10 protein-coding genes and 1 pseudogene are annotated in these 19467 nt (G+C 66.8%); 8 read left to right on the top strand and 3 right to left on the bottom strand.

Features of this window, described 5'->3' with window-relative positions:
- The first annotated feature begins 23 nt into the window (after positions 1 to 23).
- The 3 genes and pseudogenes from hutU (at position 24) to ACOJCM_RS00525 (ending at position 4895) form a co-directional block, all read left to right on the top strand.
- A complete protein-coding gene (hutU, locus tag ACOJCM_RS00515) occupies positions 24 to 1715 on the top strand; it encodes a urocanate hydratase (protein ID WP_445210098.1) in 1692 nt (563 codons plus the stop codon).
- A 226-nt stretch (positions 1716 to 1941) separates the two neighbouring features.
- Positions 1942 to 3443, top strand: a pseudogene (gene hutH / locus ACOJCM_RS00520) (histidine ammonia-lyase).
- A 105-nt stretch (positions 3444 to 3548) separates the two neighbouring features.
- Positions 3549 to 4895: a Na+/H+ antiporter family protein gene (locus tag ACOJCM_RS00525; RefSeq protein WP_445210099.1), complete on the top strand. Its 1347-nt coding sequence runs from the start codon at positions 3549 to 3551 to the stop codon at positions 4893 to 4895.
- A gap of 7 nt (positions 4896 to 4902) precedes the next feature.
- On the opposite strand, the gene ACOJCM_RS00530 is transcribed toward ACOJCM_RS00525, so the two are convergent.
- Entirely contained in the window at positions 4903 to 5364 is a 462-nt protein-coding gene (locus ACOJCM_RS00530) for a YchJ family protein (RefSeq protein WP_445210100.1), read from the bottom strand.
- 189 nt (positions 5365 to 5553) lie between these two features.
- Between ACOJCM_RS00530 and ACOJCM_RS00535 the strand changes: the two genes are divergently transcribed.
- Complete coding sequence (locus ACOJCM_RS00535) at positions 5554 to 8349, top strand: cation-transporting P-type ATPase (protein WP_445210101.1); 2796 nt, start codon at positions 5554 to 5556, stop codon at positions 8347 to 8349.
- 55 nt (positions 8350 to 8404) lie between these two features.
- Positions 8405 to 11188: a cation-translocating P-type ATPase gene (locus tag ACOJCM_RS00540; RefSeq protein ID WP_445210102.1), complete on the top strand. Its 2784-nt coding sequence runs from the start codon at positions 8405 to 8407 to the stop codon at positions 11186 to 11188.
- Here ACOJCM_RS00540 and hrpB read toward each other — a convergent pair whose 3' ends face one another.
- Both hrpB and ACOJCM_RS00550 read right to left on the bottom strand, forming a co-directional pair.
- Positions 11189 to 13654 carry an ATP-dependent helicase HrpB gene (hrpB, locus tag ACOJCM_RS00545; RefSeq protein ID WP_445210103.1) on the bottom strand — a complete coding sequence of 822 codons (2466 nt, stop codon included), beginning with the start codon at positions 13652 to 13654 and terminating at the stop codon, positions 11189 to 11191.
- Positions 13647 to 14318 (bottom strand): TetR/AcrR family transcriptional regulator, encoded by a 672-nt coding sequence (locus ACOJCM_RS00550; protein WP_445210104.1) that lies wholly within the window; start codon positions 14316 to 14318, stop codon positions 13647 to 13649. Before ACOJCM_RS00550 ends, hrpB begins: the two co-directional genes overlap by 8 nt.
- A gap of 213 nt (positions 14319 to 14531) precedes the next feature.
- Between ACOJCM_RS00550 and xdhA the strand changes: the two genes are divergently transcribed.
- The 3 genes from xdhA to xdhC are packed head-to-tail and all read left to right on the top strand — an operon-like array spanning position 14532 to position 19328.
- On the top strand, positions 14532 to 15995 hold the full coding sequence (xdhA, locus tag ACOJCM_RS00555; protein ID WP_445210105.1) for a xanthine dehydrogenase small subunit: 1464 nt from the start codon (positions 14532 to 14534) through the stop codon (positions 15993 to 15995).
- On the top strand, positions 15979 to 18477 hold the full coding sequence (gene xdhB, locus ACOJCM_RS00560; RefSeq protein WP_445210106.1) for a xanthine dehydrogenase molybdopterin binding subunit: 2499 nt from the start codon (positions 15979 to 15981) through the stop codon (positions 18475 to 18477). The genes xdhA and xdhB overlap by 17 nt, the downstream gene beginning before the upstream one ends.
- A complete protein-coding gene (gene xdhC, locus ACOJCM_RS00565; RefSeq protein ID WP_445210107.1) occupies positions 18477 to 19328 on the top strand; it encodes a xanthine dehydrogenase accessory protein XdhC in 852 nt (283 codons plus the stop codon). The genes xdhB and xdhC overlap by 1 nt, the downstream gene beginning before the upstream one ends.
- Positions 19329 to 19467 lie beyond the last annotated feature (139 nt).

Below are 19467 nucleotides of genomic sequence, written 5' to 3' on the forward strand. Positions count from 1 at the left end.
CTACGACAACAGAGAGCATGCCGATGAACAGCCATTCCCCCCTCACCGATACACGACACGACCCCAGCCGCCGCATCGCCGCCCCCACCGGCCCCGAGCTCAGTTGCAAGAGCTGGCTCACCGAGGCACCGCTGCGCATGCTGATGAACAACCTCCACCCCGACGTGGCCGAGCGTCCCGAGGATCTGGTGGTCTACGGCGGCATCGGTCGCGCCGCCCGCGACTGGCAGTGCTTCGACACCATCGTCGCGACCCTCAAGCGCCTGGAGGACAACCAGACCCTGCTGATCCAATCGGGCAAGCCGGTCGGGGTGTTCGAGACCCACAAGGACGCCCCGCGCGTCCTGTTGGCCAACTCCAACCTGGTGCCGGCCTGGGCCAACTGGGAACACTTCAACGAGCTGGATCGCAAGGGCCTGATGATGTACGGCCAGATGACCGCCGGCTCATGGATCTACATCGGCTCACAGGGTATCGTCCAGGGCACCTACGAAACCTTTGTCGAGGCCGGCCGCCAGCACTACGACGGCGATCTCACCGGCCGCTGGATCCTGACCGCCGGCCTCGGCGGCATGGGCGGCGCCCAACCGCTGGCGGCAAGCCTGGCCGGTGCCTGTTCGCTCAACATCGAGTGCCAACAGTCACGCATCGACTTCCGCTTGCGCACCCGCTATCTGGACGAGCAGGCCAACGACCTGGACGACGCCCTGACGCGACTCGAGCGCTACACCGCCGAGGGCAAGGCAGTCTCCATCGGCCTGTGCGGTAACGCTGCCGAGGTATTGCCGGCGCTGGTCAAGCGTGGCATCAAGCCGGACATGGTCACCGACCAGACCAGTGCCCACGACCCGCTGCACGGCTACCTGCCAGCCGGCTGGCGCTGGGACGACTACGTCGAGCGGGGCAAAGCCGAGCCCGACGCCGTGGTCAAGGCCGCCAAGCAGTCCATGGCGGTGCACGTGCAGGCCATGCTCGACTTCCAGGCCATGGGCGTACCGACCTTCGACTACGGCAATAACATCCGTCAGATGGCCAAGGAAGAGGGTGTCGCCAACGCCTTCGACTTCCCCGGCTTCGTGCCGGCCTACATTCGTCCGCTGTTCTGCCAGGGCATCGGCCCCTTCCGCTGGGCGGCGCTCTCCGGCGACCCGGAGGACATCTACAAGACCGACGCCAAGGTCAAGGAGCTGATCCCCGACGACCCGCACCTGCACCACTGGCTCGACATGGCGCGGGAACGCATCAGCTTCCAGGGGCTGCCGGCACGGATCTGCTGGGTGGGTCTCAAGGATCGCGCCCGCCTCGGCCAGGCCTTCAACGAGATGGTGAAGAGCGGCGAGCTCAAGGCCCCCGTGGTCATCGGTCGCGACCACCTCGACTCCGGCTCGGTGGCGAGCCCCAACCGCGAGACCGAGGCCATGATGGACGGCTCCGACGCCGTCTCCGACTGGCCATTGCTCAATGCCCTGCTCAATACCGCCGGCGGCGCCACCTGGGTCTCGCTGCACCACGGCGGCGGCGTGGGCATGGGCTACTCCCAGCACGCCGGGGTGGTGATCGTCGCCGACGGCAGCGATGACGCCCATGCCCGCCTGGGCCGGGTGCTGCGCAACGACCCGGGCACCGGGGTGATGCGCCACGCCGATGCCGGCTACGATATCGCCAAGCAGTGCGCCCGGGAAAATGGGTTGGATCTGCCGATGCTCGATAAGTAAGAGCCTCCGTTATCACGGCATAGCCACGCCACCAACCAGTGCAGGGAACGGTCGGGGCAGGCCGAAGAGGAGGTCCGATTCCAGGGATGGAATCGGTAGCGCCCAGGGACGGGTTCACAGCGCCTCCTCGCAGGCCTGCCGCGGCATAGTTCCGCCGAGGTACGCATCAAGGTCAAGAGGCCGACAGGAATCCAATATGAACCATCTCGACATCCAACCCGGCAAGATGACCCTGGCCCAGGCGCGCCAGGTCTTCGAGGCACCGCTGCGGGTGACGCTGCCCGATAGCGCCGACACGGCCATCGACCGTGCCGTCGACTGCGTCAATCGCGTGGTGGCCGAGGACCGCACCGTCTACGGCATCAACACCGGTTTCGGCCTGCTGGCCCAGACCCGCATCGACCATGAGCATCTGGAGGATCTCCAGCGCTCGCTGGTGCTGTCCCACGCCACCGGCGTCGGCGAGCCCATGGAAGACGCCCTGGTACGCCTGATCATGGTGCTCAAGGTCAACAGCCTGGCCCGAGGCTTCTCCGGTATCCGCCGTGAGGTACTCGACGCCCTGCTCGCCCTGGTCAACGCCGAGGTCTACCCGCACATTCCCCTCAAGGGCTCCGTCGGCGCCTCCGGCGACCTGGCACCGCTCGCCCATATGAGCGTGGTGCTGCTCGGTGAAGGCAAGACCCGCCATCGTGGCGAATGGATCCCCGCCCGCCAGGCCCTCGAAATCGCCGGGCTCGAGCCGCTCAGCCTCGCCCCCAAGGAGGGACTGGCGCTGCTCAATGGCACCCAGGTCTCTACCGCCTACGCACTCAAGGGGCTGTTCGAGGCCGAAGACCTGTATGCCGCCGCCACGGTGTGCGGCGCGCTGACGGTAGAGGCCACGCTCAGCTCCCGCGCGCCCTTCGATGCCCGTATCCACGCCGCTCGCGGTCAGCGCGGCCAGATCGACGCCGCCGCGGCCTATCGCCACCTGCTGGGCGAGCGCAGCGAGATCAGCGATTCCCACGCACACTGCGACAAGGTCCAGGACCCCTACTCGCTGCGCTGCCAGCCCCAGGTGATGGGCGCGGTGCTGACCCAGCTCCGCCAGGCCGCCGACGTGCTGGCGGTGGAGGTCAACGCAGTATCGGACAATCCGCTGGTGTTCAGCGCCGAGGGTGACATTCTCTCGGGCGGCAACTTCCACGCCGAGCCGGTGGCCATGGCCGCGGACAACCTGGCACTGGCCCTGGCCGAGATCGGCTCGCTCACCGAGCGCCGCGTCTCGCTGATGATGGATACCCACATGTCGCAGCTGCCCCGTTTCTGGTGGAGAACGGCGGCGTCAATTCCGGCTTCATGATCGCCCAGGTCACCGCCGCGGCGCTGGCCAGCGAGAACAAGGCCCTGGCCCACCCGCACAGCGTCGACAGCCTGCCCACCTCGGCCAACCAGGAGGACCACGTTTCGATGGCACCGGCCGCCGGCAAGCGACTGTTGGAGATGGCCGACAATGTGCGCGGCATCCTCGCCATCGAATGGCTGGCGGCCTGCCAGGGGCTCGACTTCCGCCAAGGGCTCTCGACCACCGAGGGACTGGAGCAGGCGCGCCAGGCCCTGCGGGGTAGGGTTGACTACTACGACCGTGACCGCTTCTTCGCCCCCGATATCGAACAGGCCATCCAACTGCTTGCCTCGCGAACGCTCAACGACCTGATGCCGCTAGAACTGCTGCCAAGCCACTAACTCGGTAGTTTCCTGGTAAGATATGCCACCCCGAAGCCTGGCTTCGGGGTTTTCCGTCTGCCTCGCGCTTCATTTTCCACGTTTTCTGGATCCAAAGAGCCACGCATGAATGCCATCGTTCTGGCCATCCTGGTCATGGTCACCCTGAGCCTTGCCCGCGTTTCCGTCGTCTTCGCCCTGATAGCCGCCAGTCTGGTGGGTGGCCTGGTGGCAGGGTTGCCGATCGGCGACATCATGAGCGCATTCAACGAAGGATTGGGCAACGGCGCTACCGTCGCCCTGGCCTACGCCGTGCTGGGTGCCTTCGCCGTGGCCCTTTCACGCTCCGGCGTAACTGAACTGCTGGCCGAGCGCGCCATACGTGGCCTGCATCTGGACGACCAGCCGGCGAGCCGCCGCTGGGTCGCCTTCACCCTGCTGGGCGCCCTGCTCGCCGCCGCGGTCAGCTCGCAGAACCTGATTCCGGTACATATCGCCTTCATCCCGGTACTGGTGCCGCCTCTGCTCAAGCTGATGAATCACCTGCGCCTGGATCGCCGGCTTGCCGCCTGCGTGATTACCTTCGGCATCACCGCGCCCTATATGCTGTTGCCGGTAGGCTTCGGCTCGATATTCCTCAACGATATCCTGTTGTCCAATCTCAACGAGAGCGGCGCCGAGCTGGGTCTCGAGGTGACCCGCGGCATGGTGCCCATGGCGATGCTGATCCCCATCGGCGGCATGGCGCTGGGGCTCGTCGTGGCGGCACTACTGAGCTATCGCAAACCGCGCCACTACGACGACCGCGACCTGGCTCACGGCGACGAGACGCCGGCCCAGGCCGCTCGGCACCTGGCGCCGTGGCAGATGGCGGTACTCGCCGCGGCGCTGGTGGGCACAGTGGCCACCCAGCTGCTCTCGGGCTCCATGGTATTGGGCGGTCTGTTCGGTTTCGCTCTGCTCTCGGTCAGCGGTGTGTTCCGCTGGCACGAGCAGGACGGCATCTTCACCGAAGGCATGCGCATGATGGCGCAGGTGGGCTTCATCATGATCAGCGCGGCCGGCTTCGCCGGTGTCATGCAGGCGACCGGTGAGGTCTCCGCCCTGGTGGAGGGCTCGGCGGAACTGATTGGCGACAACAAGGGCCTGGCGGCGCTGATCATGCTGCTCGTGGGCCTGTTCATCACCATGGGCATCGGCTCGTCATTCTCCACCGTGCCGATCATCGCGTCGCTATACGTGCCGCTGGCACTCAGCTTCGGTTTCTCGCCCATGGCCACCATCGCCCTGGTGGGTACCGCCGCGGCGCTGGGCGATGCCGGCTCCCCGGCCTCGGATTCGACCCTTGGCCCTACCGCCGGGCTCAACGCCGACGGCCAGCACGATCATATCTGGGACACCGTGGTACCCACCTTCCTGCACTACAACATCCCCCTGATCGCCTTCGGCTGGCTGGCCGCCATGACCCTGTGACAAGGGCTCAAGTCGGGCCGCAGCAGCTCTTGAACTTACGCCCGCTGCCACAAGGGCACGAGGCGTTGCGGCCGGGCTTGAGGCGAGTGATGCTGGGCGTACCGTCCAGGTAAACCCAGCGACCGGCCTCACGAACGAAGCGGGAATTCTCCTCCAGTACACCCCAGCGGCGACCCTCGCGGAAGGTGGCGCGAAAATGCACCCGGCCGCGATCCTCCTCGTGGCCGTGATCGAGCATTTCGAGACGCACCCAGCGGGTCTCTTCGTCGAGGGAGAGCTCCGCCGGGCGCGTGCCGGCGTGCCAGGTATCGTGCAGGTAGTCGTCGAGGTTCAGCACGAAGGCACTGTATCGGGAGCGCATCAGCGCTTCCGGGGTGGGCGCCGGCTCACCGGCATGAAAGCGGCCGCAGCAGGCGGCCAACGTAAGCTGGCTGCCGCAAGGGCAGCGAGTCTCTCGTCGCAAGGTCATTGGCTCTCTCGCACTGAACGAGCCACCATCATAGCGCACGCCGGGCTCTTCCCGCTGCCACTACCACCGCATCGCAAAGCTCCCATCCCGCGGGGACTTGGCCTTTGTTCGTTGCGCCAGATCACTGCATTGCAGCATAGGAGTGTGTTACATCTGGCGTCACCCTTCTTTACGACCGGAGCTAAGGGAATGGCCGAACGTCACGTCGCTCATCGCACCGCCTGGCATGCGCTCAGTGAACAAGAAGCTTTCCAGCGACTCGAATGCGACCGAAATGGTATCGATGACGAACAAGCGGCATCACGCCTGGAGCGCTACGGCCATAACCGGCTGCAGCAGGCCAAGGGGCGCCCCTGGTGGAAACGCCTGCTGGAGCAGTTCAACAACATCCTGATGATCATTCTGCTGCTGGCTGCGGTAGCAAGCCTGGGCCTCGGCCATGCGATGGACGCCCTGGCCATCGTCGGGGTCGTCGTTATCATCGCGCTGATCGGCTTCGTCCAGGAGGGCAAGGCCGAGCAGGCGTTGGAAGGGATTCGCAACTTGCTCTCGCCCCAGGCGGCAGTGCTGCGCAACGGCAGGCGCCAGACCATTGATGCCGAGGCCCTGGTTCCCGGCGATATCGTCATGCTGGAGAGCGGTGATCGTGTGCCCGCCGACCTGCGCCTGCTCGAGGCCAAGCGACTACGCACCGAGGAGGCGGCACTGACCGGCGAGTCAACGCCGGTCGACAAGCAGATCGACCCGGTCGATGAGAGTGCCGACCTCGGTGACCGCAGCAGCATGGTTTACGCCAGTACCATCGTGGTGCAGGGCACCGCCCGGGGGCTAGTGGTGGAGACCGGCACCCGCACCGAGATCGGGCGCATCTCCGAGATGCTGCGCGGCGTAGAGAAGCTCAAGACGCCGCTACTGCAACAGCTCGACCGGGCCGGTCGCGTGCTGGCGGCATTCATCCTGGGCGCCGCGGTCCTTACAGCAGCCATCGGCGTCATCGTCCACGACCAACGCATCAGCGCCATGTTCATGGCGGCGGTGGGGCTGGCGGTGGCCGCCATCCCGGAGGGGCTGCCGGCCATCGTCACCATCACCCTGGCCCTCGGCGTCCAGGTCATGGCCCGGCGCAACGCCATCATCCGGCGCCTGCCGGCCGTGGAGACCTTGGGTTCGATCTCGACCATCTTCTCCGACAAGACCGGCACCCTCACTCGCAACGAGATGACCGCCCAGGCGATCTGGCTACCCGAGGGCGAGTTTCGCCTTACCGGGGTCGGTTTCGCTCCCGATGGCGCTTTTCATTTCGCCCCGGTAGACACCGAAAGCGACAGTAACGGCGAGGAAATCGTGCTGGACGACCACCCGGCGCTAGCTCACTTCCTCCGGGTCGGCACGCTGTGCAACGACGCCGAGCTGGCCGAGGAAGGAGGACGCTGGGCCATACACGGCGACCCCACCGAGGGAGCACTGGTCGTGGCGGCCGCCAAGGGCGGCATCGACAGCCGCGAGCTACGCTGCCGCCATCCCCGCCGGGACGCCATTCCCTTCGAGTCCGAGCGCAAGTACATGGCCACGCTCAACGAGCTGGAAGGCCAGCGTCTGCTGGTCAAGGGGGCGCCGGACCGATTGCTGGAGATGTGCCACAAGGTACGCACGGCGGACGGCGACGGCGAGCTGGATCATGCGTCCTGGGAAGCGCGCATCCATGCGCTCTCCTCCCGCGGGCTGCGCGTGCTGGCCCTGGCGGAGAAGGAGGCCGACCGCATCGGCGACGAACTGAACGAGACCCACGCGGAAGCTGGCCTGGTGCTGCTGGGCCTGGTGGGCCTGCTCGATCCGCCGCGCGAGGCCGCCATCGAGGCGGTGAAGCGCTGTCTCCAGGCCGGAATCCGCCCGGTGATGGTCACCGGCGATCATGCCGTGACCGCCCGCGCCATTGCCGCGCAGCTCGGCTTTGCGAATACCGACCGGGCGCTGACCGGCCGCGACGTGGAAGCCATGTCCGACGAGGAACTCGAGCGCTGCATTGTCGAGGTGGACGTGTTCGCCCGGGCCGCACCGGAACACAAGCTGCGCTTGGTGCAGGCCATGCAGGCCCGTGGCGGCATCTGCGCGATGACCGGTGACGGCGTCAACGACGGGCCGGCACTCAAGCGAGCCGACGTTGGCGTGGCCATGGGGGTACAGGGAACCGAAGCGGCCAAGGAAGCCGCCGAGATGGTGCTGGCCGACGATAACTTCGCCACCATCGTCGGCGCCATCGAAGAGGGCCGCAAGGTCTACGACAACATTCGCAAGACGGTGACGTTCCTGCTGCCGACCAACGGGGGCCAGGGCCTTGCCATCATGTTCGCCGTACTGGCCGGTACCCTGCTGCCGATAACGCCGCTGCAGGCACTGTGGGTCAACATGGTGGTAGCGGTGACCCTGGGCCTGGCTCTGGCGTTCGAGGAAGGCGAGCCCGACCTCATGCAGCGCAGGCCACGCGACCCTTCCTCGGCCCTGCTCGACCTGTTTCTGCTATGGCGAGTGGTGTTCGTCTCGATACTGCTGCTGGCGGGTGTGTTCGGCATGTTCACCTGGCTCCTGCTGGCCCAGGACGGCAGCGAGGAGCTCGCCCGCGCCGGTGCGGTCAACATGCTGGTCATGGGCAGTGCCGCCTACCTCATCAACAGCCGTTTCCTGCTCAACAGCGCGCTGTCTCTGAAGGGCATCTTCGGCAGCCGCCCAGTATGGCTCGCCATTGGAGTGGTGACCCTGCTGCAGCTCGGCTGGACCTACCTCCCCTTCATGCAGACGCTATTCGATAGCGAGGCCCTCGGCGTGCAGCACTGGTTGGCCATCATGGTGAGCAGCATCGCCTTGTTCCTGATCGTGGAGTGCGAGAAATGGGTGCTACGTAGACGGCAGGACATCTCCACCCGTCACCGGGGTACGGCGTCTCGCAGCGACGACAGGAAGCCCAGGTCACCTGCACCCGAACGCTAGCTGTGCTACCCCTATAGGCAGCGATGGGCAGGAGCCCGGCCACTGGAGATCAAGGATGACGGAGCAAAACGAACGGGAACAGACGCCCTGGCACGCCCTGTCGCCCCAGGAAACGCTCGATCGGCTCGACACCAGCCAGGAAGGCCTGGGGGCCGACGAGGCGAGCAAGCGTTTAGAGCACTATGGACCCAACCGGCTACAGCAGGACGAGGCAACGCCATGGTGGCGTCGCCTGTTGGGCCAGTTCAACAACGTGCTGATGCTGATCCTGATCGTGGCGGCGGTCGCCAGCCTGTCTCTCGGCAAGTTTCTCGACGCCTCGGCGATCCTGGGTGTGGTGATCATTATCGCCCTGATCGGCTTCATTCAGGAGGGCAAGGCGGAGAAAGCGCTGGACAGCATCCGCGACATGCTCTCGCCCAAGGCGAAGACGCTTCGCGAGGGTCGGCAGAGCGAGATCGAGGCCGAGGAACTGGTGCCCGGCGATATCGTCAGGGTCGAGGGTGGCGATCGCGTGCCTGCCGATATCCGCCTGATCGAGAGCAATCGCCTCGATGCGGAGGAAGCCGCTCTTACCGGTGAGTCCACGCCAGTCGACAAGGCGGAGGATGCCGTCGACGAGAAAACCGACCTCGCCGAGCGCAGCTCGATGCTGTATGCCGGGACCATCGTGGCCAAGGGCACTGCCACGGGAGTCGTGGTTCAGACCGGCTCGCATACCGAGATCGGGCGCATTTCCGAGATGCTTCGTGGCGTGCAACAGCTCAAGACGCCGCTGGTACAGCAACTCGACCGGGCAGGACGAATACTGGCGCTGTGCATCGTCGGGGCCGCCGTACTGACCGGTGCCTTCGGCGTGCTGTTTCACGATCAACCCTGGACCGAGATGTTCATGGCCAGCGTGGGTCTCGCCGTAGCCGCGATCCCCGAAGGGTTGCCGGCCATCGTCACCATCTCGTTGGCCCTGGGCGTGCAGTCCATGGCCAGCAAGAACGCCATCGTTCGCCGCCTGCCCGCCGTCGAGACGCTGGGTTCGATCTCGACGATCTTTTCCGACAAGACCGGCACGCTGACGCGCAACGAGATGACCGCCCAGGCAATCTGGCTTCCTGAAGGCGAATTCCGGGTTTCCGGCATCGGCTTCGCTCCGGAAGGAAAGTTTCACCTTGCGCCTGGCAACGGTAGCGAGCGGGAGCAAGAGCAGGAGCACGGCGAGGAGATCGACACTGAGGACCACCCTGCCCTGGTCCATTTCCTTCAGGTCGGGGCGCTTTGCAATGACGCCGAACTATGCCAGGAGGAGGAGCGCTGGTCGATAGCAGGCGACCCCACCGAAGGCGCCCTGGTGGTGGCCGCCGCCAAGGCGGGCTTCGACACCCACGAGCTTCATGAAGCGCATCCACGCGACGGCGTGATTCCCTTCGACTCCGAGCGCAAGTACATGGCCACCTTGAACGAGCTAGACGGCAAGCGGGTGCTGGTGAAGGGAGCGCCCGACCGGCTGCTCGAGATGTGCACCAAGGAACGTGGCAGTGACGGTGATACCGAGCTCGACCGGGACGGATGGGAGGAGCGTATTCACGATCTCTCGTCCCGAGGCCTGAGGGTGCTGGCGCTGGCCGAGAGGGACGCCCGGGACCTCTCGGGCGAGCTGAAGGACGACGACGTGGAGACGGGCCTCGTCCTGCTCGGCCTGGTGGGGCTGCTGGACCCACCGCGAGAAGCCGCCATCGAAGCGGTGAAGCATTGCCAGAGGGCCGGCATTCGCCCCGTCATGGTCACCGGTGACCATGCCGTGACAGCCTGCGCCATTGCCGACCAGCTCGGCTTTGCCAGGACGGATCGCGCCCTGAGCGGCCACGAGCTCGAGGCCATGAGCGACGAGGAGCTGGAGCGCGAAATCACCGAAGTGGATGTATATGCTCGGGCCGCGCCCGAACACAAGTTGCGCCTGGTGCAGGCCATGCAGGCCCGTGGCGGGATATGTGCGATGACGGGTGACGGCGTCAATGACGGGCCGGCACTCAAGCGCGCCGACGTCGGCGTGGCCATGGGGCTCCAAGGCACCGAAGCGGCCAAGGAAGCCGCCGAGATGGTGCTCACCGACGACAACTTCGCCACCATCGTGGGCGCCGTGGGCGAGGGTCGCAAGGTCTACGACAATATCCGCAAGACCGTCACCTTTATCCTGCCGACCAACGGCGCCGAGAGTCTTGCCATCCTGATTGCCATTCTCGCCGGTATCACGCTGCCGATCACCGGCCTTCAGGTACTGTGGGTGAACATGATCACCGCCGTCACCCTCGGCATCGCGCTGGTGTTCGAGCGCGCGGAGGACAACGTGATGGAGCGTAGCCCGCGCGACCCCCACGCCCCATTGCTCGACCTCTTCATGCTGTGGCGGGTCATCTTCGTTTCGATACTGCTGGTCGTGGGTGTATTCGCCATCTTCGGCTGGATCCTCTACGGCCAGGAGGGAAGTGCCGAGCAGGCTCGCAGTGGCGCGGTGAACATGCTGGTGGCGGGCGAGATCGTCTATCTCATCAATAGCCGTTATCTGCTCAACAACACGCTGTCGCTGTCGGGACTGTTCGGCAGCCGCCCGGTGCTGTTGGCCATCGCGCTGGTCGTCGTGGTGCAGTTGGGCTGGACCTACCTGCCCTTCATGCAGGTAGTGTTCGGCATCGAGGGCCTCAGTTTGAACCACTGGGGGGCAATCGTCATCGCCAGCGTAGCCATCTACCTCATTGTCGAGGCAGAGAAATGGGTACTGCGCAAGCGCCAGGGAAAAAAGAAAGGCCAGGCCGGCCGCGTCGCTGCCGCGCCCGCCGCCAATTGATCAGCGGCGCCGCTTGGTGCGGGCGGTCGCCTCGGCGGTAGTCGGATCCTCGGGCCAGGGATGCTTCGGATAGCGGCCACGCATCTCACGGCGAACTTCGGCGTAACCGTTGGCCCAGAAGCTGGCAAGATCCGCCGTGACCTGCAACGGACGTCGGGCGGGAGACAGCAGATGCAACAGCACCGCCACGCGACCCCCGGCGATCCGCGGCGACTCCCGCCAGCCGAACGTCTCTTGTAGCTTGACCGCCAGTACCGGTGCCCTGCCCTCCAGGCACGGCGCATAGTCGAGGCGTATCTGCGAGCCGCTGGGCACCTCAAGGCGCTCCGGTGCCAACGCGTCGAGCCGGCTGCGCAGCGCCCACGCCAAGCTCTCGCACAGGATACGGCCCAGAGGTAGCCGTGCCACCGCATCGAGGCTTCTGACCTCGTCGAGATGCGGCCCCAGCCAGGTTTCGAGGTCGTCGATCAGCGCTGGCGACGACCAATCGGGCCACTCGTCTCCCAGCTCGCGCCGCAGCAGCGCCACCCTGCCACGCAGCTGCTCGGCGCTGTCGTCGAAGGGCAGCTCGCCCCGCCGGCGCAGTGCCTCGAGCAGCGCCTGGCGCACCGCCTCCGTAGGCAGCGACTGCAGCGGCTTGCGCTCGAGCACTACCGCACCCAGGCCGCGCACCTGCTCGCCGACCAGGCGCCCCTGCGCCTCCGACCACTCGAGGCTCGCCCGCCACTCACGGATTTCGGGAAACAGCGCCTCGAGCCGTTCGCGCGAGATCGCCACGCCGCGGAAGATTCGCGCGCCGCTAGCCTGCCCGTCGAGATCGGCGGCGACCAGCAGTTCGGCGTGGGCCAGCGGATGCGTTTCAGGCAGGCTCGCCTGCCCGCCGGCGGCCAGACGAAAGCGCCCCGGCTCGAGACGCTGCGCCACGCGCTCGGGATACGCCAGCGCCAGCAGTTCACCCAGCGGTGCCAGGCTCGTCGCTTCCAGGCGAATGCCCGCGATACGCGCGAGGCGCTGGACATCGCGCCACCACTGACGATGCGACGTCGGCTCCGCCAGCCGCACTTGGAGCGCTTGCTCCAGGTCCTGCTCGGCGTCGAGTTCGCGGCTTTCCAATAGTGCCACCAGAGCGCAAGCCAGTGGCCTGGCGTCAAGTTCAGCGGCTCGTTCAAGCATGACGGCGAGCCGCGGATGACTGGGCCAACGCGTGCAGGCGCGCCCCAGCTCGGTTAACAGGAAACCGTCGTCCAGCACACCCAGCCGCTTGAGCAGCGCGCGCCCTGCCGTCAATGTGCCGGCAGGTGGCGGTGTCATCCAGGTCAGCGCGTCTGGATCGACAATGCCCCACCGTGCCAGCTCAAAGGCCAAAGGAGCCAGGTCGGCCTGGACCATCTCGGGCTCGCCATGGGGCGCGAGCGGCTGCTCCTCGCCCCATAACCGTAAGCAGAGCCCCGGCCCCTGGCGTCCGGCACGCCCGCGGCGCTGGTCGGCGCTGGCACGGTTGACGCGCCGCGTTTCCAACCGCGTGAGACCGCTGCGTGGCTGAAACACCGGCACCCGCTCCTGGCCGGCATCGACGACGATGCGCACGCCATCGACGGTGACGCTGGATTCGGCAATCGCAGTGGCCAGCACGACACGGCGGCGGCCATCCGCCTCGGGCCGCAGCGCACGGCGCTGCTCTTCCAACGGCAGGCGGCCGTGCAGTTCACGTACCGCCAACTGCGGGTGCCGGCTGGCCAGCTCACGCGCCAGCCGGCGAATGTCGGCCACGCCGGGCAGGAACACCAGTACATCGCCCGGCTCATTTGTTTCCTCTCCCCAGGCCAGCGCCTCGGCGATGGCCGCTGCCTGCTGGCGTGCAGCGTCCTCGCGGGCATTGAGCGCACGATAGCGCGTCTCCACCGGGAAGCTGCGCCCCTGACTCTCGATCAGCGGCGTGGCTTCGCCCAGCACGCCGAACAGCGCTTCGACATCGAGAGTGGCCGACATTACCAGCAGGCGCAGCTCGTCGCGTACCGACTGGGCATCCAACGCCAGCGCCAGGCCGAGGTCGGCTTCCAGGCTGCGCTCATGGAATTCATCGAATACGATTCCGGCCACACCTTCCAGCAGCGGGTCGTCCTGCAGCATTCGCGTGAGTACGCCTTGCGTGACCACTTCAAGCCGGGTCTGCGGCCCTACCCGGCTCTCGCCGCGCATGCGGTAGCCCACCGTCTCACCCACCCGCTCACCCAGGCTTTCGGCCATGTAGCCGGCTGCCAGGCGGGCGGCCACTCGTCGCGGCTCCAGCAACAGCAAGCGCCCCTGACGGCACCACGCCTCATCGAGCAGCGCCAGCGGCACACGGGTGGTCTTGCCCGCTCCCGGCTGGGCTATCAGCAATGCACGAGTATGCTCCACCAGGGCGCGGCGGACTGACGGTAGCCGTTCCTCGATGGGTAATGGGTGACGGGTTGCCTCAGGCATGCCTCGGTCGGACGCCGCACCCCTTGAGGATTACCTGGGTGAGGAACTGGGTGATCCGCTCCACGTCGGCGTCCGAGATTTCGTCCTTGCCGGTAATGCCCAGCACCTGGGCTTCGAAATCGGCGTAGTGCTGGGTGGCCGACCAGATCAGGAAGATCAGCCAGACGGGGTCGACCGGGTCCATCAGGCCCCGCGCTTCCCACTGTTCGAAGACGGTGGCACGAGTCTGCACCCACTGGCGCAGTTCGCCACGCAGATAGTCCTGCAGGAAGGGTGCGCCACCGAGGATCTCGGCCGCGAACAGCCGCGACCCTTCGGGGTGACGGCGTGAGAGCTGCATCTTGCTGCGGATGAACGCCTCGAGCACTTCGGCGGGGTCATCCTCCACGCCGATATCGTCGAGCAGCGCGTTCCAGCGCGCCATCATGCGCTCCAGCAGGCGAACGTAAAGACCGCGCTTGTTGCCCATGTAGTAGAGCACGTTGGACTTGGGCAGGCCCGCCTCCTCGGCGATGGCCTGCACGCTGGCGCCACGATACCCGTACTGGGCGAAGACCCGCTCGGCGGCTTCGAGGATTTCACGTTCGTTGCGCTCCCGGGTAGCGCCATTGCCCTCGCTGCCTTGCCGCGCAGGCGGCAAGGCGGGTTCGGTCACGTCTGTCATCCAAAGGCCCTGCCTTCGTGAAGGTGGTGAGACAAAGCAAGAGAGTGCCCCAGCCCGACCTTTCCTGCAAATCAGGCCGTTTCACCGCTTGCAAAGTGCGACATTCTGGCCCATGCTGGAATGATCCTGACCATTTGGTCAGAAAAGATGAACGATGGGTCACAAGGTCGACAAGAAACCATCACTAAGCGTTCTAGACAAAGAGACAAGGCGATGATCGACTTCATGCTCAATGGGCAGCCACGCCGGAGCGAGGCCTCACCCGAAACCAGCGTGCTCGAGCTGCTGCGCGAAACGCTGAACGTTACGGGAACCAAGGAGGGTTGCGCCTCGGGCGACTGCGGTGCGTGCACGGTCGCCATTGGCGAGCCCGGCCCCGACGGCGAGTTGCGCTACCACAGCGCCAATGCCTGCATCACCCCCGCCCACCAGCTCCACGGACGCTATCTGGTCACCGTGGACGGTCTCGCCCAGGGCGACAACCTGCATCCCGCCCAGGCGGCCATGGTCGAGGGCCACGGCAGCCAGTGCGGCTTCTGCACCCCGGGCATCGTCATGTCGCTGTTCACCCTTCATGAACAGCAGCGCCAGGCACCGGCGCCGCTGACACCCCAGCGTCTCGAAGCCGTGCTGGGTGGCAACCTGTGCCGCTGCACCGGCTACCGTCCGATTCGCGACGCCGCCCTGAGCATGGGTTCGCATCCCGACCACCGACCCCAGTGGATCGATGCCGCGGCACCCCGCGACAGCCAACAGGATCAAGACCGTCTGGACCTCGACGCCACCTTCCTGCAGCCGCGCTCCCTCGCAGAGTTGACCGACTGCCTCGCGCGGCATCCCCAGGCCCGGCTGGTGGCGGGTGCCACCGATCTGTGGCTCGAATCCACCCAGCGTCTGGCACGTTTCGAGCGCGTCATCGACGTGACCCGTGTGGCCGAACTCAACCTGGTCGAGGAAACCGCGCTGGAGGATGGCCGCCGCGGCTGGTGGATCGGCGCTGCCGTCACCTATTCGCGCCTCGAGCCGCTGTTGGACGAACACTACGATGCCTTCGCCCACCTGCTGCACCGCCTGGGCTCCCAGCAGGTGCGCAATCGCGGCACCCTGGGTGGCAATGTCGCAAACGCCTCACCTATCGGCGATACCCCGCCGGTACTGCTGGCGTTGGGCTCGCGCCTTCGCCTGGTCGGCCCCGAGGGCGAGCGCGAGCTGGCACTGGACGAGTTCTTCCTCGACTACAAGCGCACCGCGCTACGCGAGGGCGAGGCCATCCGTGCCATCTTCCTGCCCCGCCCCGTTGAGGGCCAAACGCTCAAGGTGTGGAAGCTGTCCAAACGGCGTGAGGACGACATTTCGGCGGTGCTGGGCGCCTTCGCCTTCCGGCTGGAAAACGGCGTGATGCGCGACGTACGCCTCGCCTTTGGCGGCATGGCGGCGATTCCCAAGCGGGCGGCCCATGCCGAGGCGGCACTCGAGGGCCAGGCACCCGATTCAGCGGCGTTCCAGGCCGCCCGCGAGGCGCTGGCCGAGGACTTCCAGCCCATGTCAGACGTGCGCGGCAGTGCCGAATACCGCCGGCGCTCCGCCGCCAACCTGCTCGAGCGCCTGCGCCTGGTTATCGCGCAGTCCGAGACCGACAGCCCCCGGGAGGTGATGCTCCATGCGTACGCTCACTAAGCTCACTAAGGCGCCCGGTACCGCGCCAGAACAAAACAACGATGCCACCGCCGATGTGAGCAGCGAATCGGCGAATGCCCGCCACGAACTCGACGGCTGCATCAAGGGCTCAAGCCCCTTGGCACGCGACACGGTGCATGCGACGCCGCATCCGCACTCCCGGGCTCACGAGAGCGCGGTCAAGCATGTCACCGGCCGCGCCGGCTACATTGACGACCTCAGGGCGCCCGCCGACTCGCTTCACGTCGCGCTAGGCCTCTCCCCCGTCGCACATGGTCGCCTCACCCGGCTCGATCTGGACAAGGTCCGTGCCATGCCCGGCGTGATGGATGTCGTCGGCTTCCATGACGTGCCGGGCCATACCGATATCGGCCCCGTCTTCCCTGGCGACCCAATCTTCGTCGATGAGGAGATCAGCTACGCCGGCCAGGTGATGTTCGCCGTGGCCGCCGAGAGCAACCGCGCCGCCCGTGAGGCGGTGCAGGCGGCCGTGGTGGAAATCGACGAGCAGCCGGCCTGCCTCGACCCGGTCGCCGCCGCCGAGCGTGGCGAATTCGTCCGCCCCACCCACGTGCAGCAGAGCGGTAACTGGGAGCAGGCGCTGGCCGGTGCCGCCCACGTGGTCGAGGCGGAGCAGTTCGTCGGTGGCCAGGAGCACTTCTACCTGGAAGGTCAGGCCTGCCTGGTGCAGCCCACCGAGGACGAGGGCGTGATCGTCCATACCTCCAACCAGCACCCCAGCGAGACCCAGAAGCTGGTGGCCGAGGTGCTGGGCATCCCGTTCCATGCCGTGACCGTGGAGGTACGGCGCATGGGCGGCGGCTTCGGCGGCAAGGAGACCCAGGCCTCGCCCTGGGCCTGCATCGCCGCGCTGATCGCCCGACGCACCGGCCGTACCACCCGCGTCCGCCTGCCGCGCGCCGATGACATGCGCGTTACCGGCAAGCGCCACCCGTTCCACAATCGCTATCGCCTCGGCGTCGATGAGCAGGGCGTGATCCAGGGCGGCGAGATCACCGTGATCGGGGACTGCGGCTACTCGCCCGACCTGTCCGACGCCATCGTCGACCGCGCCATGTTCCACAGCGACAACGCCTACTCGCTGGGCGAGGCCCGGGTGACCGGCCATCGCGCCCGCACCCATACCGCGTCGAACACCGCCTTCCGCGGCTTCGGCGGCCCCCAGGGCATGATGGTGATCGAGGCGGCGATGGACGACATTGCCCGGCGCATCGGCGAGGACCCACTGACGGTACGCAAGCGCAACTTCTACCGCCCCGGTCGCCAGACGACCCACTACGGCCAGCAGGTGGATCAGATCGGCCTGCTCAAGGAGCTGGTCGAGCAGCTCGAGACCAGCAGCGAGTACTGGGCGCGGCGCCGCGCCATCACCGAATTCAACGCCGAGAGCCCGATCGTCAAGCGCGGCCTGGCGCTGACGCCGGTGAAGTTCGGCATCTCCTTCACCGCCAAGCACCTCAATCAGGCCGGTGCCCTGCTGCACGTCTATACCGATGGCAGCGTGATGATCAACCACGGCGGCACCGAGATGGGCCAGGGCCTGCACACCAAGATCTGCCAGGTGGTGGCCCGAGAGCTGGGGCTCGACACCGACGAGGTACGCATCACCGCCACGCGCACCGACAAGGTGCCCAATACCTCGCCCACCGCGGCCTCCAGCGGTGCCGACCTCAATGGCCAGGCCGCTCGTGACGCCTGCGTCAGGCTCAAGCAGCGCCTGTTCGACTTCGCCCACGAACACCTCTACCAGGACCAGGGCCTCGACCGCGAGGACATGCGTCTGGAGGCCGGTCATCTCGTCGCCGGCTACGGCGAAAGCGAGCGCCGCATTCCCTGGGGCGAACTGGTGCAGTCCGCCTACCTCAACCGCATCTCGCTGTCGGAAAAGGGTTTCTACGCCACGCCACTGATCCACTACGATCGCAACGTCGGCCAGGGCCGCCCCTTCTACTACTACGCCTTCGGCGCCGCCGTGGCGGAGGTCAGCGTCGACACCCTGACCGGCGAGTACCAGGTCGACCGGGTCGATATCCTGCACGACGTGGGCGACTCGCTGAACCCCGCTATCGACCTCGGCCAGGTGGAGGGCGGCTTCATCCAGGGCATGGGCTGGCTGACCAGCGAGGAGCTGAAGTGGAACGAGGCCGGCCGGCTGATCTCCGACGGCCCGGCCACCTACAAGATCCCCACTTTCGGCGACCTACCGCCGGTGTTCAACGTCAAGCTGATGGAGGGCCACCCCAACTCCATGGCCAGCATCTACCGCTCCAAGGCGGTGGGCGAACCGCCCTTCATGCTCGGCATGGCGGTGTGGTCGGCGCTGCGCGATGCCCTGGCGAGCCTGGCCGACTATGCCGAGGCGCCACGCCTCGACACCCCGGCCACGCCGGAGCGGGTGCTGATGGCCGCCGAGGCCCTGCGCAGCCGCTACGACGCGACCCAGGCGCCGGGAGCCGTGTGATGAACGCGCCGCGCCCGCAGGCCTGGCACGAGGCGCTGCACCGTCTGCAAAGCGAGGGGCTGCCCCATGCCCTCGCTACCGTGGTCACGAGTGCGGGTTCGACACCGAGGGAACCCGGCGCACGCATGGTGATCACCGAGGACGCCGTCCACGACACCCTCGGCGGCGGCACCTTCGAGTTTCAGGTGATCGACGCGGCGCGTGAACGCATCGCGCGCGGCGAAACCGGCATGAGGCTGGAGGCCTTCTCCTTGGGCGGGCGCAGCGGCCAGTGCTGCGGCGGCTTCGTCAACGTGCTGCTGGAGGTATTCCCCGGCAGCGCGGCGACACTAGCCATCTTCGGTGCCGGCCACGTCGGCAACGAGCTGGTCCGCCTGGCCGCTCCGCTGCCCTGGCGGGTGCTGTGGCACGACAGCCGCGACGACGTCTTTCCCGACTGGGCCGGATCGCAACCGCGCCTGGCCTGTCGCCACGCCCCAGACCCGCAGGCCGCCGTGACGGCGCTGCCGGCGGGCAGCCATGCGCTGGTGCTGACCCACGACCACGCCGAGGATCGTCAACTCGTCGACGCCCTGCTCCAGCGCGGCGACATGGCCTCGATCGGCCTGATCGGCTCGAAGAGCAAGTGGGCGAGCTTCCGCTCTAGGCTCACCGATGCCGGCCACGACGACACGGCCCTGGCCACGGTGCGCTGCCCCATCGGCACGGCCAGCGGTGGCACCGGCGGCGACAAGACACCCTACGCCATTGCCCTGGCCACCATGGCCGAACTGTTGCCGCTGGTGGGCAGCACCGAGCGCGCCGACCAGCGCGGTCTGGAACCGGCAGAGCTGCGCGCTCTATTTAACTGATCAATACCAAAGGCAATTCCACCGAACGCATCTGAGGAGCGCCGGGGGCAGGTCGAAGAAGAGGTCCTTCGCCATGGATGGCGAAGGTAGCGTCCAGGGAAGGATTCACAGCGCCTCCTCGATGGTCCGACACTTCGGG

The sequence above is a fragment of the Billgrantia hypersalina genome, assembly GCF_052584175.1.

Coding starts and splice junctions, on each gene's coding strand:
- hrpB (WP_445210103.1), bottom strand. CDS start 13,654: ATGCCTGAGGCAACCCGTCACCCATTACCCATCGAGGAACGGCTACCG.
- ACOJCM_RS00540 (WP_445210102.1), top strand. CDS start 8,405: ATGACGGAGCAAAACGAACGGGAACAGACGCCCTGGCACGCCCTGTCG.
- ACOJCM_RS00530 (WP_445210100.1), bottom strand. CDS start 5,364: ATGACCTTGCGACGAGAGACTCGCTGCCCTTGCGGCAGCCAGCTTACG.
- xdhA (WP_445210105.1), top strand. CDS start 14,532: ATGATCGACTTCATGCTCAATGGGCAGCCACGCCGGAGCGAGGCCTCA.
- ACOJCM_RS00525 (WP_445210099.1), top strand. CDS start 3,549: ATGAATGCCATCGTTCTGGCCATCCTGGTCATGGTCACCCTGAGCCTT.
- xdhB (WP_445210106.1), top strand. CDS start 15,979: ATGCGTACGCTCACTAAGCTCACTAAGGCGCCCGGTACCGCGCCAGAA.
- ACOJCM_RS00550 (WP_445210104.1), bottom strand. CDS start 14,318: ATGACAGACGTGACCGAACCCGCCTTGCCGCCTGCGCGGCAAGGCAGC.
- hutU (WP_445210098.1), top strand. CDS start 24: ATGAACAGCCATTCCCCCCTCACCGATACACGACACGACCCCAGCCGC.
- xdhC (WP_445210107.1), top strand. CDS start 18,477: ATGAACGCGCCGCGCCCGCAGGCCTGGCACGAGGCGCTGCACCGTCTG.
- ACOJCM_RS00535 (WP_445210101.1), top strand. CDS start 5,554: ATGGCCGAACGTCACGTCGCTCATCGCACCGCCTGGCATGCGCTCAGT.